This window comes from Bacteroides sp. K03, from assembly GCF_019734355.1.
GTDB classification, from domain to species: Bacteria; Bacteroidota; Bacteroidia; order Bacteroidales; family Bacteroidaceae; genus Bacteroides; species Bacteroides nordii.
Map to the genome: position 1 here is coordinate 200848 of NZ_JAASHC010000007.1, position 16291 is coordinate 217138.

At 41.0% G+C, this 16291-nt stretch carries 11 protein-coding genes; 6 read left to right on the top strand and 5 right to left on the bottom strand.

Features of this window, described 5'->3' with window-relative positions:
• The first annotated feature begins 80 nt into the window (after positions 1–80).
• Positions 81–1514 (top strand): CCA tRNA nucleotidyltransferase, encoded by a 1434-nt coding sequence (locus tag HCG69_RS07930; protein ID WP_221649606.1) that lies wholly within the window; start codon positions 81–83, stop codon positions 1512–1514.
• Positions 1515–1872: 358 nt separating this feature from the next.
• Here the strand turns inward: HCG69_RS07930 and HCG69_RS07935 are convergent, their stop codons facing one another.
• On the bottom strand, positions 1873–2142 hold the full coding sequence (locus tag HCG69_RS07935; protein WP_255585556.1) for a hypothetical protein: 270 nt from the start codon (positions 2140–2142) through the stop codon (positions 1873–1875).
• Between the two features lie 674 nt (positions 2143–2816).
• On the opposite strand from HCG69_RS07935, the gene HCG69_RS07940 reads away from it, so the two are divergent.
• From HCG69_RS07940 to HCG69_RS07955, 4 genes are all read left to right on the top strand, one after another.
• Positions 2817–4472 (top strand): ATP-binding protein, encoded by a 1656-nt coding sequence (locus HCG69_RS07940; RefSeq protein ID WP_221649607.1) that lies wholly within the window; start codon positions 2817–2819, stop codon positions 4470–4472.
• 25 nt (positions 4473–4497) lie between these two features.
• Positions 4498–6090 carry a hypothetical protein gene (locus HCG69_RS07945; RefSeq protein ID WP_221649608.1) on the top strand — a complete coding sequence of 531 codons (1593 nt, stop codon included), beginning with the start codon at positions 4498–4500 and terminating at the stop codon, positions 6088–6090.
• A 39-nt stretch (positions 6091–6129) separates the two neighbouring features.
• Positions 6130–6270, top strand: coding sequence for a hypothetical protein (locus HCG69_RS20650; protein WP_370634136.1), 141 nt, complete (start codon positions 6130–6132; stop codon positions 6268–6270).
• 260 nt (positions 6271–6530) lie between these two features.
• Positions 6531–7022 carry a caspase family protein gene (locus HCG69_RS07955; protein WP_370634137.1) on the top strand — a complete coding sequence of 164 codons (492 nt, stop codon included), beginning with the start codon at positions 6531–6533 and terminating at the stop codon, positions 7020–7022.
• Between the two features lie 94 nt (positions 7023–7116).
• On the opposite strand, the gene HCG69_RS07960 is transcribed toward HCG69_RS07955, so the two are convergent.
• From HCG69_RS07960 to HCG69_RS07970, 3 genes are all read right to left on the bottom strand, one after another.
• Entirely contained in the window at positions 7117–8277 is a 1161-nt protein-coding gene (locus tag HCG69_RS07960) for a Xaa-Pro peptidase family protein (RefSeq protein WP_221649609.1), read from the bottom strand.
• 317 nt (positions 8278–8594) lie between these two features.
• Complete coding sequence (gene gdhA / locus HCG69_RS07965; RefSeq protein ID WP_221649610.1) at positions 8595–9932, bottom strand: NADP-specific glutamate dehydrogenase; 1338 nt, start codon at positions 9930–9932, stop codon at positions 8595–8597.
• A gap of 287 nt (positions 9933–10219) precedes the next feature.
• The gene (locus HCG69_RS07970; RefSeq protein ID WP_221649611.1) at positions 10220–12334 is read right to left on the bottom strand and encodes a prolyl oligopeptidase family protein; all 2115 of its coding nucleotides are present in this window, start codon (positions 12332–12334) and stop codon (positions 10220–10222) included.
• A 141-nt stretch (positions 12335–12475) separates the two neighbouring features.
• On the opposite strand from HCG69_RS07970, the gene HCG69_RS07975 reads away from it, so the two are divergent.
• On the top strand, positions 12476–15445 hold the full coding sequence (locus HCG69_RS07975) for a PEP/pyruvate-binding domain-containing protein (protein ID WP_221649612.1): 2970 nt from the start codon (positions 12476–12478) through the stop codon (positions 15443–15445).
• Positions 15446–15668: 223 nt separating this feature from the next.
• Here HCG69_RS07975 and HCG69_RS07980 read toward each other — a convergent pair whose 3' ends face one another.
• The gene (locus HCG69_RS07980; protein WP_221649620.1) at positions 15669–15893 is read right to left on the bottom strand and encodes a winged helix-turn-helix domain-containing protein; all 225 of its coding nucleotides are present in this window, start codon (positions 15891–15893) and stop codon (positions 15669–15671) included.
• Positions 15894–16291 lie beyond the last annotated feature (398 nt).

The window sequence follows — 16291 nt, forward strand, 5'->3', positions numbered from 1 at the left end:
GTACCTTTGCACTCCAAAAGTAGTAGTTGGCAGTTGGAATTCAATTCCGGCTACAAAATTCTAACTTCTAAATACCAATTATGATAGAGTTGACTCAGGAAGAACTGAAACAGCAATTTAACGATAAGATATTCGGTCAGATTTCAGAAACAGCCGATGCACTCGGATTAGAGTGTTATGTGGTGGGCGGATACGTCCGTGATATTTTTCTGGAACGCCCTTCCAAAGATATAGATGTAGTAGTGGTGGGAAGTGGCATTGAGATGGCGCAAGCATTGGGCAAACGCTTGGGTAAAGGCGCTCATGTTGCACTTTTCAAGAATTTTGGTACTGCGCAGGTGAAGTATCACGGCATTGAAGTGGAGTTTGTGGGTGCCCGCAAAGAATCTTATCAGCGTGATTCGCGAAAGCCCATTGTGGAAGACGGTACATTGGAAGATGATCAGAATCGTCGTGATTTTACGATCAATGCGCTTGCCGTTTGTCTGAATAAAGCGCGGTTTGGCGAGTTAGTCGATCCGTTTGGAGGAATTAATGATCTGAAAGAAAGGACTATACGCACTCCGCTTGATCCGGATATAACATTTAGTGACGATCCTTTGCGAATGATGCGTTGTATCCGTTTTGCTACCCAACTTGGCTTCTACATTGATGATAATACTTTTGAATCGTTGTGTCGCAATTGTGAACGGATTGAGATTATTTCGCGTGAACGGATTGCAGACGAGCTGAACAAGATCATTCTTTCTCCTGTACCTTCCAAAGGTTTTATCGATCTGGAGCGGAGTGGATTATTGCCGCTTATTTTCCCTGAATTGGCAGCGTTGCAAGGGGTAGAAACACGGAATGGACGTGCACACAAAGATAATTTTTATCATACGCTCGAAGTACTCGACAATATCAGTAAGAAAACGGACAACCTCTGGCTTCGCTGGGCAGCTTTGTTGCATGATATTGCCAAACCTGCTACCAAACGGTGGGAGCCCAAAATCGGATGGACTTTCCATAACCATAATTTCATTGGCGAAAAGATGATTCCTACCATCTTTCGGAATATGAAATTGCCCATGAACGAAAAGATGAAATATGTGCAGAAAATGGTAAGTCTGCATATGCGTCCTATTGTGATTGCCGATGACGTTGTGACGGATTCTGCCGTGCGTCGTCTGCTTTTTGAGGCGGGAGATGACATTGATGATTTGATGACTTTGTGTGAAGCTGATATCACTTCTAAAAATATGGAGCGTAAACAACGTTTCCTGAATAATTTTAGTCTGGTACGTCAGAAACTTAAAGATCTGGAAGAGAAAGATCGTATTCGTAATTTTCAGCCTCCGGTAAGCGGTGAGGAGATTATGGAAATATTCGGACTTTCTCCCTGTAAGGAGATTGGTTCGTTAAAAAGTGCTATAAAGGATGCAATTTTAGATGGTGTTATCCCTAATGAATATGAGGCTGCCCGTGAGTTAATGCTCAAGAAAGCAGAAAAAATGGGACTTAAACCAATAAAGTAAAGTCTATGGCTATTCGATTCATTTTCTTTTGGGTAAATACGGTACAAAACAATGGAAGAAAGAAAAGGAAAAGAATGAGTTTTTTACATTCTGTTTCCATACAGTAATGAATGTTTAATGAAGTATTACTAAAATAAGAAGATATATCAGTCTTGTAAAGATTGAAAAAAGCAACTAATTCATTGCGAATTAGTTGCTTTTAATTTAATCGTTTAAAGATTGTCTCCTCTTATTTATCATTTATCACAGCATGGCTGAACAATAACTTTAATGGTTTGCCTTGCCTTGGGAGGCTGGCTCGGGTCAAGTGGGTTATGCCATATCATATTAACCAGATATTTTCCCTCCTGAAGTCCTTTTATACAGAGAATAATATCAGCTCCAACGATGTTGATAATTCTTGCTCTACGCCCATTGGCGGATCTTCGCATTCCCATACCATTGATCCAATCATAGGATACTGAATTTCAACAGCCTCACCCACACAAACAGATACTTGGGGCGGTAATGAGGGGGTTGGAATGTATTGTTCACTTTGTTCCGACTTTGGAACCGGCGTGTTCACTGAAGAGTCGTATGCATAAGATACATCTCCACCAAGTAGCATGGCTACCATTAAAAAAAACATTTTTGTTTTCATACTTTTATAAATTTAGTTCATATAATAAGCCGCAAATGCTAACACAATTGATTGGTAATAAGGTTATACTTCTCTAATATAAAATTAGAGAAGTATTAGATTGGTGTTTTCTATGTAGTTTCAGTAATGTTCATATATGGAAGAGTATGAAGGTAGAAGTGAAATGTAGCAGACATTGTGGCAGATGGCAGTAGTTGTTAAATAGCTCCGTATTGATAACAGACATTATGGCAGTGTACTCTTCAAGAGTAATGTGAGAATCTGTTTCACCCTATAAAGTGGTATTGAGGGTGCTTTCTAATAATGGAACTAAAATGGTTAGAAAACTTTATATAATATGTAACGGCATCTTGTTATATAATTTTTATTTATACATTGAATGTGTTATACCTGGTTATAAACTCTGATCAGATCTTCCGATCAGTTGAAATAACTAAATAATATAAATTAGAAAGTTCTAATAAATTTCTACATCACAGTGTTCATGGGAATTCTATGCATGAATCGCTTCTTGTTGATGGACTGTATATTAACCTCAGAGTATGTCGAGTTGAACCTATTCGTTTTGCCATACGTTCTTGTCATATAGACGAAGTAATCAGAATCGTCACATTTCGGTTGGAAAATGTGGCATATTGTTTCACCTTTAAACGTATACGAATATGAAAACTTTATTTGTTTTTCTGTTTGTTTTGCTTGCATTTTACTCCTGTGATATGGACGATCCGATTAGCGCAGAAGATTCATCGGTTGCGACCGATAAAAGTACTGATGCTATCGATGTAACTGCCAAACCAGGTAGTTATCTCATCTGGCTTAATGGAACAAGTGCAGAAACAAAGAAGATTGCAGATCGGCTGCAAACTGTGAATCATTATGACAAGATGTTGTCTTTTAATGATTTACCTGGAGTGGATAAGTCGGCAACACTGGTCACAATGGCAAGAGATACCCTGAATGACTTGACTATCGTTAGTAATGCTGTCGATTTTATTGCGGGTACTTATACTCCTGAAATGATACAAAATATTCGCCATAATCACCAGGGAGTAATTTTAATTGCCAATGATGGTAAAGGCGAGGACTTGAAAACGCAGATGCTTAAGCTTTTTGGGCTTTATGTGGATAAGGGGTATTATAAAGTCAGTTTTCCACGTGAACAGCGGTATGCTTATTATGATGTGAATGATCCGGATGCTTTGAAGAAACTTTGCGGCACAGGAGGGCTCAGTCCCGACACGCGCGGTATGTTTTTTTCCCCCGGACCTACGGACGATCCATCGGCTCCGGAAGTAACTGCACGGGCGCTGCATGCTATGAAGAGAATTTACATCAGCAACCGCTTCTATGTTTATACCAGCGACTATAAATATCACATGACGGGATATGAATCGCTTTTGCCTTATACGGCAGAAACGCGGAATTACGTTCCGAAGGATGATAAAAGGTATGATGGAATGGTAGACAGAGAATGGACCATTGATACTTATAATCTACGTATCTATGCTCCGACCAATGGAGATAATATGATTGCCGTCTACAGTTCGGGTGGCAATGGATTCTCCAACAGGCTTGACAATTCACTGGTGTTCTTGGACAATCCACCCATGTATGAAACTTGGGCATTAATCTGGGGATTACGTAACAATGCCTATACGAAGATTAACATCCGTGATGACCAGCGCTCGCAACTGAACCTGAAACTGATTGATTTTGCACCCGGTCTGCCGGAAACAGAAAGTACTATCGGACATTCGTACAATAAGAGTGTAGGCTTTGATTTGGGAGTAAGCCCCGTTCTGAAAGGTGATTACCGCTGGGGGAAATCCATCACTTATCAATTGGCGGAGATGACCCGTGAAGTGACCCGTACTATTACCGATGCCGAGATGGAGTATTGCTGGAAGTGGTATCCTGAAATTCTCTTTCGGGGTAGTAAGGCTATGAATGCAAATGGCATGATTAATGGTTCTGCCATGATTTCGCCTGCATGGTATGATATTCTCTACGATCATGTAGCAGGTACTCCAGGTACGGACAATGTTTTCTGCGACTATGACAACGATTTGCAGTTTAATCAAAACCTGCTCAATTACCAACAGGAGTGTGCTGTCACTGCCCGTACAACCGGTGCATCGGCAGGTGTGGTAGCTGTTGAAATTACTGACGGAATGGTGTTGCAACGTGGAGGAGCCTGGTTTACCAGCTGGGGAAAAGCCATACTACATCCTCTTCCCAGTAGTGCCGGCACAGCCTACGATACAACGGTGGATGTGCATAAAACCACTACTGTATGGATTGATTATAATAACTGGTAAAACGAACAATTAAAAAGAGATTACGATGAAAACAAAAATATTATATAAGATACTCCTACTTTCAAGTCTTCTTTTCGGGGCATGTGTACAGGATGATATCAATGATGATCCGGTAGGAAATGATGGTAACGAAGAAAAGAAGGATGTCGTCCTGATTCGTATGGGAACCGATGATGCAGAAGTAAAAGATATCACTTCCCGCCTGTTTAGCAACATACCTGCTTCCTGGGAGATAGGGAAAAAGACCATCGTTGACTACGATAAAATGGCAGATCCGGAGACGGAATTCACTACCGATATCAAGAATCCGGATATCTATACGACGGTTATATTGAATGTCAATGATGTGATTTCCGGTAAATATCCGGTGTCTTTGTTTCGTATGCTGAAATTCTATAAACGGGATTTCTATATCGTAGCGACCGGAACAACTCAGGAACAAAAAAGTGAAATGCTTTCTTTAATAGGAGTATATATGGAATCAGGCTATTACGGCATCAATTATGATAACGTGCAGCATTATCGCATTTTTCCTTCTGCCGATCCGTATGCTAAGGATAATATGATAGGCAAGGGAGTGGAATCTTTCAACCGGAGGTTGTTGGCTCGCTCCGTTGATAATCAGCCTAAAGGTATTAAACCGGATCCCGGATACAATGCGCAGATGGCTGACAAAGAGGCTTTGAAGCGGATTGAAATTTATAACCGTATTTATGGTTATACTCAGGGAGAGGGAGATATGAACTATTCCATGCAGGCGGTTCCCTATAAGATGAGAGAGGGTACTGGTCCGGATGTTATAATAGATAATGTTTGGGCAATAGATGCCTATAACTTTCAGATATATAGCAAAAACAATAACTGTATATTGAGTGTGACAAATACTGGCGGCAATGGTTTTACTGCTAATATCAAGGATTATACAACTCCCAAGGGTGCTAATGTATATGCTTATATCTGGAACATGATGCGGGAATCATCCAGTGAGGTGACAATTCACTCTGACGGGGGCATCTTCCGGGAAATCAGTTATCAACCTCAAACGGTGAATCATGGAGCCGACTATACTGAGAACTCTTTCTGGAAAGTGTCTGTTGAGGTCTCACCCACCAAGTTGGCAGAAGAGCCCTGGGAGGCTTTAGAGGTGTCGTTTAGCAAGGAATCATCCACTGATGTATCTTATAAAACTCTGTCGATGGACTATTCTTGTAAGGGACAATTTGGCAACGGGGTGTGTAGTAAACTTTGGCAGTTTATTCCCGGTGAGTTTTACGATAGAGCGGAAGCTTTTGTTTACGAAACAAGTGAAGGAAAGCGCTGGATTGATGCCGCGCAGGCCATGACACCTAATTATGTGACATGGGGAGGTTATACACTGCGTCAGAACTATTTGAGCCATATTAATAACAGTATGAAATTACAACAACAACAGTGCATCTATTCTTTGAGCTCAGATGCACAGCCTGGAGTAGTTTCTGTTGCCATCACTGATGCCATCGATCTGCAAAAGACCTATGTGCATTATAACTGCGGTATTCGCTATGGGCACGATTCGGTAAAGACAGATCTCAAAATGTCGAAGATGGTTTGGATCGATTTTAGGCAATGGGATAATTGAAAAGTTATTAAAATAACTTGGTAGCTGTACGAAACCTCTGTGACGATAAGGATTCGTACAGCTTCTGATGGTACATTGGAAGATGATCATAATCGTCGTGATTTTACAATCAATGTGCTTGCCGTTTATCTGAATAAAGTACGGTTGGAAGGATGCAATTTTAGATGGTGTTATCCCTAATGAATATGAGGCTGCCCGTGAGTTAATGTTCAAGAAAGCAGAAAAAATGGGACTTAAACCAATAAAGTAAAAATAGGGATTCAGAGAAAGTACCGGTTGTAATTAAGTGAAATGCAACCGGTACTTTTTGTATGTGTGTCATTTTTATAAAATATTGTGCTGTGACGGAAAACCGTGACAGATCTTGTCTTTTTATTTGTTTCTGATGTTATTCTTTTTTCTTTTCTGTTTTATTTTCAAATAAAACTGTATTCATTCTCGTGAATAAACGTTTCGATGAGGATTCTGTGGCAGTGATACTGGCAGTAATAGAATCTACGCGTTCTGCTTTTTTGAATGAAGCATATAAAGAACTGGCTGCGTATCCGGTGAAAGGTGCATACGTATTTCTCGATGCTTGTTTCAGTGGTGGCTATAAGAGTGCTACCCTGCTGCTTGCACAGAAAGGAGTACGCGTAGTGCCGAAAGTAGGATTGCCTCAGGGGAATACTTTGAGTTTCTCTTCAAGTAGTGGTGATCAGACCTCAAGTGTTTATCACGATAAAAAGCAAGGCTATTATACTTACTTCCTGATTAAAACGATTAAGGATGCAAAAGGAAACCTTTCAATGAAAGAACTCTTTGAGAAAACCAGTACTGCCGTGAAGAAAGCAACTGCTATGATTGGTAAAATACAGGAACCGCAGTGCATGGTTTCTCCTACATGGACGGAGTGGGAGAGTTTGAGGCTGGAAACTCAGATGGAGGAGTAGTGAGTAGTGATTAGTGAGTAGTGATAAGTGATTAGTACCGTGCGGCATGATGCGCAGCCTACTAATCACTTATCACTACTCACTAATCACTATTTCAGAGTTCAATAATTTCTTCATTACAGATCGTCAGTTTTTCAACTCCTTCGCTGGTGACAGCCCATGAGTTTTCAATACCAACAGGACCGACACCTGGTAAAACGATTTTGGGTTCTAAAGCAAATACCATACCTGGTTCCAGCTCTTGCTTCATACGTGGTGCAATTACAGGCATTTCGTTAATTTCCAATCCGATGCCATGACCAATGAAACGTGCCTGCTGGCTGATGCCCATGAAGTTTTCTGCAAATCCGGCTTTGGTAACCATATCAATGGCAGTGTTATACAAATCTTCACATACAGCTCCAGGCTTAGCCATTGAAGCAACCTCGTTTTGTATATCCAGACAAACCTGATGTGCGGCATAGGCTTTTTCACTCAGTTTGCCGATAGAGAACACGCGACTCATATCGCCCATATATCCGTTGAAGTTACCACCTAAATCCACCATTACGCTTTGGCCTTCTTTCAGCGGAGAACCATTTACTCCTCCCGGCAGTGCCGGATCGAGTCCTTCACCTCCCAAAGCAAAGTCGTAGGGAGAAGGTACAGCTGCGTTATCGCCAGTCAGTACGCTTCCCATAAAGATTTCCATACTTTGACCAAATACGCGGAAAATACCCAGTGATCCTTCCAGGCGCATCAGACGTTCAATTTCAATAGAGAATTCGCGATCAGTCATTCCCGGACGATAAGCAGAAGGAATCTGGTTGTATGCTTTGGCATGTGCAATTCCCGAGCGACGGAACAATTCTATTTCAATAGCTGTCTTTATACTTCGTGCCTGGCGGATAAGCGGGGTACCATTAACGACTTCTATATCCGGAAATATGGCAGCCAGTCGTACGTATTCCGTATAGGGCAATTCGTCACCTTCGAGCATCAGTTTAGTAGGCATGGGCAATTTCTCCTCTTTCAGGATATCTATGATTTGTTCCGGTTTACGGACAGAGAAGATATGTTCGCCTGATATATTGTTGGGACGTTTTACAAATAAGCGGGCGGGAGCGTTAAGAGGCAAGTATAAGTATCCGCTGACAACACGGCCGTACGTATAGAGCAAGTTTACATTACAAGTGATTAGGGCGGCATCAATACCTTGTTGAGCCATCAGCCAGCGTATTTTATCGCGGCGCAGTTTTAATTCCGGTTGTAACATCTCGTTATTATGTTTTGATTTTGAGATGCAAAGTTAGGCTATTTTGGTTGAAAATGAAACCTTCTGGTAAAAAAGTGCGCTACCCACGTCCTGTCACAGGAGGAGAGTAGCGCAAACCACAAATACAAATACAACTAAACAAAGTTTTTCTATTTACGATTAGACAATCCGAAGATTTACGATTAGACAATCCGAAGATTTACGATTAGACAATCCAAAGATTTACGATTAGACGATTTACCATTTACGATTGAAGTTACTTGTGAATAAATAGATGTAATTCCAATCGTAAATAGTAAATCGTCCAATCGTAAATCTTAAATAATTCCTTGTCCAAGCATCGCATGAGCCACTTTCATGAATCCTGCAATGTTGGCACCTTTCATATAATTGATATAGCCATCACTTTCAGTACCATATTTTACGCACTGGGCATGAATATCGTTCATAATCTGATGCAGATTCTTATCTACTTCTTCTGAAGTCCAGGAAATATGCATTGCATTTTGAGTCATTTCAAGACCGGAAGTTGCTACACCGCCTGCATTGACTGCTTTACCCGGACCATACATGATACGTGCAGCAAGGAATGTATCAATGGCTTCGGGGCGGCATCCCATATTAGATACTTCACCTACACACATCACTCCGTTAGCAACCAGTTGTCTGGCATCTTCTTCGTTCACTTCATTTTGAGTGGCGCAAGGCATAGCGATATCTACTTTCTGTTCCCAAGGCTTTTTACCCGGGTAGAAAGTTGCATTCGGATATTCTTCGGCGTAAGGAGCTACAATGTCATTACCACTGGCACGAAGTTCGAGCATATAGTCTATTTTCTCACCGGAAATACCATCCGGGTCATAGATGTAGCCGTCAGGACCGGAAATGGTAACCACTTTGGCACCCAATTCTGTAGCTTTAATAGCAGCACCCCATGCCACATTTCCGAAACCGGAGATAGCCACTGTTTTACCTTCAAAACTGGTCCCTTTATCTTTCAGCATTTGCTGAACGAAATAGCAGGCGCCGAAACCGGTAGCTTCGGGACGGATACGGGAACCGCCGAACTCCATGCCTTTACCGGTGAAAGTACCGGTATGTTCGCGCGTCAGCTTTTTATACATACCAAACATATAGCCTACTTCACGACCTCCTACACCTATGTCACCGGCAGGTACATCCATATCCGGACCTATATGGCGCCATAATTCAAGCATGAAAGCCTGGCAGAAACGCATGATTTCAGCATCGCTCTTTCCACGGGGAGAGAAGTCGGAACCACCTTTACCACCACCCATCGGCAGGGTAGTCAATGCGTTTTTGAATGTTTGTTCGAAGCCCAGGAACTTCAAAATGGAAAGGGTTACAGATGCATGGAAACGAATACCGCCTTTATACGGGCCGATAGCATTATTGAACTGTACGCGGTAGCCTAAATTGGTTTGTACTTCACCTTTATCATCTACCCATGTTACACGAAACGTAAAGATGCGATCCGGTTCGACAAGTCTTTCTATTATTTTGGCTTTTTCGAACTCTGGATGCAGATTGTATATATCTTCAATAGAGAGAAGTACTTCTTTGACTGCTTGGAGGTACTCAGATTCACCGGGATGCTTCGCCTCAAGAGAGGACATAATTTTCTGAATGTTCATAATACTATGTTTTAAAAGGTTCATTCTGATAAAATGTCAACTACTGACACTGCAAATATAGGAAAACTTTTCTATAAACCTCTTTTTTATGGTGATATTTTGATTAAATAATGATAAAATGACAATTTGATTTACGATTAGACGATCTTAATATTTACGATTAGACGATTTACGATTTACGATTGGGATTACATAAAATTATAAGTAACTTCAATCGTAAATTGTAAATCGTCTAATCGTAAATCTCCGAATCTTCGGATTGTCTAATCGTAAATCCCCTTAATAGTTTAAAGTTTTGTTGGATCCATTCCTAAATTATACATAATAAATCCGTATATATCGGCTTGCTCTTCCAGTACTTTTTTCATTGGTTTACCCGCTCCGTGTCCGGCTTTGCTATCGATGCGGATAAGGGTTGGATTAGTACCGTCATTGCACTCCTGCAATGTAGCAGCAAATTTGAATGAGTGGGCCGGAACTACGCGGTCGTCATGATCGGCAGTAGTAACCATGGTGGCCGGATACTTCGTGTCTGGTTTCAGATTGTGTAACGGAGAGTATCCCTTAAGGTATTCGAACATTTCTTTACTGTCTTCACTTGTTCCGTAATCACTGGCCCAGTTCCAGCCGATGGTAAACTTATGATAGCGGAGCATATCCATAACTCCTACCTGCGGAATGGCTACTTTGAACAGATCGGGGCGCTGTGTCATACAGGCACCTACCAGCAAACCACCGTTTGAACCACCTACAATAGCTATTTTATCCGGATTGGTATACTCATTGTTGATAAGGAATTCTGCGGCAGAAATAAAATCATTGAACACATTTTGCTTTTGCATCTTAGTACCGGCAACGTGCCATTCTTCACCATATTCATTACCACCCCGCAGGTTTACCTGTGCATAGATACCTCCGTTTTCAAGAAATGGAATACGGTTGGTACTGAATCCCGGGTTGAGGCTGATACCAAATCCTCCGTATCCGTAAAGGAATACCGGATTTTGGCCGTCTCTCTTCAAGTCTTTTTTATACGTAAGAAATATCGGAATCATAACACCGTCTTTGCTTGGGAAGAAGATCTGTTCGGTTATAAAATCGTCCGGATTGAACTTTACTTTCGGAGCACGGTATAACTCTGAGGTATTTGTGTCTATGTCGTACTTATAGGTAGTTCCCGGAATAGTAAATGAAGTGAAGCCAAAGAAACATTCCTTATCATCTTTGGTACCACTGAAACTTACAGAACCCAATGAAGGGAGTTCGATTTCGTGTAGTCTTTTCCCGTTAAGATCATGAACATAAGCATGGTTGGATGCATCCTTGTCGTAAGTCAGAAAGAGTTTGCCACCAATTATTTCTGCATCCGAAAGAACCGAAGCTTTTTCGGGTACGAGTTCTGTCCAGTTTTCCAGCAGCGGGTTATTGATATCGGCTATCATGATCCGGTTTTTCGGAGCTCCGTAATTAGTAAATATGTATATTTTGTTATCGATAACTTCGATAGGAGAGTATTGGTAGTCGAAGTCGGTGGTTAATTGCAAGAGTGTTGCATTGGGGCTCTTTAAATCTTTTATAAATAGATTGTTACCTCTTCCGGCTCCCGATTCATATATAAAGAGAATACGTTCGTCTTTGCTTGTACTGGCAGAGTAGAAGCGTTTTGGGTATGCAGGATTCTCGTATATCAGTTTATCCTCGGTTTGAGGAGTACCGATTTTATGATAATATATCTTATGATTTTCATTGACGTTGGAAAATTCTTTACCTTTTGCCGGAGCATCATATGCACTATAATAAAATCCATCTCCTTGCCAGGCTGCTCCTGTGAACTTGGCCCAGTTAATATGATCTTCGAGCAGTTTACCTGTGGCGGTATCCATTACATAGATCTCGGACCAGTCCGAACCACTCCGCGAAATGGTATATGCCGTATATTTACCATCGTTGGAAAAAGAGAGGCTGGTGAGTGCTACCGTACCATCATCCGACAATTGGTTCGGATTCAGAAAAACACGGGCTTCTCCGTCTAATGAGTCTTGTACATATAATACATTCTGGTTTTGCAATCCGTCATTTTTATAAAAATAGTATTTTCCATGTTTCTTGAATGGAGTACCTATTTTCTCGTAATTTGCCAGATCGGTTAAGCGTTTCAACAGTTGCTCACGGAAGGGTATTTGAGCAAGATATGCATTGGTTACTTTGTTTTCTGCTTCTACCCAGGCGGCAGTAGCTGCACTGGTATCGTTCTCCAACCAGCGATAAGGATCGGAGACTTTTGTCCCGAAATATACATCTACACTGTCTACTTTGGCTGTTTTAGGATAGACCAATTTTTTTTGTTGGGATGTACATGACATGACCATAATTCCACTTAATAATAAGACTGTTTTTTTCATTATAAATAGTTGTTTGTAGTGAGAAAAGTACAAATATATACAGAAGCGGCGAAATAACCACCTTTAATTCTATAAAATTCATTTGCATTTCCCGATAAAAAAGGCGAATTTTGTCTTTCAATTTTTAACTACAGGAAATCCATGCTCAGTAAATACAAATTAAATCAGCTTTATTTCAAAGATACGCAGTTTGCCAATCTGATGACGCGGCGTATTTTCAATGTCCTGTTGATAGCCAATCCGTATGACGCTTTTATGCTTGAAGATGACGGGCGTATTGATGAAAAAATTTTTAACGAATATACTTCCTTGTCGCTTCGCTATCCTCCCCGTTTTTCGCAGGTTTCTACAGAAGAGGAGGCTCTGGCACTGCTTGCAAGTATGACATTTGATCTTGTTATTTGTATGCCGGGTACGGGAGATAATGACAGTTTTGATATCGGGCGTCACATTAAGAGTCTGTATGAGCACATTCCTATAGTCATTCTTACGCCTTTCAGTCATGGTATTACAGCGCGTATTGCCGATGAAGATCTGAGTGCGTTTGATTATGTATTTTGCTGGTTGGGTAATACCGATCTGCTGGTATCTATCATTAAATTGATAGAAGATAAGATGAATCTGGAGCACGATGTGGCAGAAGTAGGGGTACAGCTTATTTTGCTGGTAGAAGACGGTATCCGTTTCTACTCTTCGGTGTTGCCAAACCTGTATAAGTTTGTCTTGAAACAGAGCCAGGAGTTCTCTACTGAGGCCCTGAATGCCCACCAGCGTACTTTGCGTATGCGTGGACGTCCTAAAATAGTGCTGGCACGTACGTATGAGGAAGCTATTACGCTGTACGAAAAATATAAAAACAATATACTTGGGGTGATTACCGATGTACGGTTTCCTCGCGTAGAGCGTGGAGAAAAAGATGGGTTGGCAGGTATTAAACTTTGTGCTGCCATACGAAAAGAAGATCCGTTCGTGCCCCTTATTATTCAGTCGTCCGAATCGGAGAATTCTGCTTATGCTGCCAAATATGGTGCCAGTTTTATTGATAAGAATTCCAAGAAAATGGATGTGGATCTGCGCCGTATTGTTTCTGATAACTTTGGTTTCGGAGATTTTGTCTTTCGTAACCCCGAAACGGGAGAGGAGATTGCCCGTGTGCGGAACCTGAAAGAACTGCAAAATATTCTCTTTGCTGTTCCGGCCGAATCATTTTTATATCATATTTCCCGTAATCACGTGTCGCGCTGGTTGTATTCGCGGGCTATGTTTCCTGTTGCCGAATTCCTTAAACCTATCACCTGGAATAGCTTGCAGGATGTAGATGCTCACCGGCGGATTATCTTCGAGGCCATTGTGAAGTATCGTAAGATGAAAAATCAGGGTGTAGTGGCTGTTTTTAAGCGCGATCGCTTCGACCGTTATTCCAATTTTGCCCGTATTGGCGATGGGTCTTTGGGAGGAAAAGGACGTGGACTGGCTTTCATTGATAATATGGTGAAGCGCCATCCTGAATTTGAAGAATTTGAGAATGCCCGTGTTGCCATTCCGAAGACGGTAGTACTCTGTACGGATGTCTTTGATGAGTTTATGGATACGAATAATTTATATCAGATAGCTCTTTCCGATGCCGATGATGATATAATTCTGAAATATTTCCTGAAGGCAAAGCTGCCGGACAGACTGGTGGAAGATTTCTTTACCTTCTTTGATGTAGTGAAGTCGCCTATTGCCATTCGTTCTTCTTCATTACTCGAAGACTCACATTATCAGCCATTTGCCGGAATTTATAATACTTATATGATTCCTTATCTGGATGATAAGTACGAGATGCTCCGTATGCTTTCTGATGCTATCAAGGGGGTGTATGCTTCTGTCTATTTTAAAGATAGTAAAGCATATATGCAGGCTACCTCCAATGTGATTGATCAGGAAAAGATGGCTGTTATTCTGCAAGAAGTGGTGGGTAACCAGTATGGCGACCGTTATTATCCGTCTATGTCTGGTGTGGCTCGTTCGCTCAATTACTATCCGATAGGAGATGAGAAAGCAGAAGAAGGTACTGTCAATCTGGCTCTTGGTTTGGGAAAATATATCGTAGATGGCGGAATGACGCTTCGTTTCTCTCCCTATCACCCCAATCAGGTATTACAGACCAGTGAAATGGAGATTGCCTTGAAGGAGACGCAAACCCGTTTTTATGCGCTCGATCTTAAAAATGCCGGAGAAGACTTTTCTATTGATGATGGATTCAATCTGCTGAAACTTCATGTGAAAGAGGCGGAAAAAGATGGTGCGTTGCGTTACATTGCTTCTACTTATGATCCTTACGATCAGGTGATTCGGGATGGATTGTATCCGGGAGGGCGCAAAGTGATCACGTTTGCCAATATCCTGCAACATGATGTATTCCCTCTGGCTCGTATCCTGCAATTGGTTCTGAAGCATAGCGAACAGGAAATGCGTCGCCCTGTAGAGATAGAGTTTGCTGCTACTTTGAGCCGCGAACAGGATAAGACGGGTACATTCTATCTGTTGCAGATTCGTCCCATTGTCGATACAAAAGAGATACTTGACGAAGATCTCACCACCATTCCGGATGAAGATGTCATTCTGCGTTCTAACAACTCATTAGGGCACGGAATCATGAATGAGGTGTGTGATATCATTTATGTTAAGACCGACGGATACAGTGCTTCCAATAATCAGGCTATTGCCTGGGAGATAGAAAAGATGAATCAGCAGTTCTTAAACGAAGGGAAGAATTATGTGCTGGTTGGCCCCGGACGATGGGGAAGTAGTGATACCTGGCTCGGTATTCCGGTGAAGTGGCCGCATATCTCTGCTGCCCGTGTCATTGTGGAAGCCGGGCTGACGAACTATCGGGTAGATCCCAGCCAGGGAACACACTTCTTCCAGAACCTTACTTCGTTTGGAGTGGGTTACTTCACTATTAATGCTTTTATGAATGACGGTGTTTACAATCAGGATTTCCTGAACGCACAGCCTGCTGTTGAGGAAACTAAATTCTTGCGGCATGTGCGGTTTGAGAAACCAATAGTAGTGAAGATGGATGGTAAGAAAAAGCTGGGAGTGGTATTGATGCCACAAGATTGATTCTTTTGGTGGCGTTTTACTTTCAACTTTCACTATAGAACTCTGAGAGACAGTTTTGATTTAGCTCTGTTATGTAGTCTGTTTGTTATTGAATGCGTAATGGAGCTGAATCAAAAGTTACAATATTTTGAACGCAAATATCCCCACATATCCACTTTATTAAATTTTTAGTAGTGTAGATCATAAAGTAGATTTCCACCTTAAATGTAATTTAGTTTCCACTTTAGCCAAAAGAAAATTCAACATTCTCAATGCTTGCAAAAAGCATTCCTTCTTTTTTTCTTAAAAAGACTTTGCTTTCTCTGGCCAGCCAACCAATAGCAAGAGCTACATCTTCAAACGTCAAACCCAGCTCATGGCATAAATCGAACATGGAAAGTTCACCTTTTTCATTTAAGATACGCCACACTTTTCCTGCATTTAAGCCAATTTTATTCTTTTCCATAATGCAAACTTTAGAAGATTAAACAATTTATTTATCTATAATTTAATCATTGTGAGCATATGAAAATAATGTTATACACATTACCTATCCACAAAGATAACATTTTTACAGAAAAAAACAAACTTAATCTGTATTAATTGGAAATGAAATCACCTTGAATTACTCTCATATTGAAATAATTATATTTATCTTTTTGTAATTATTTAGAGATGTAGAAACGGTGCGAAAATGGAAAGATAGGATAGCTTGCAAGGTGGAAAAATATTACAAGGAATAAGGTTTTTAAATGCTTGACTATTAGTGTTATATGTAAGTGGCTTTTTCCTCTACCATTATCTTTGCCATGGAAAACATAGTTCTTTATGAACGTTAATAAGAATAAATTTCTTAATATTGTCTCG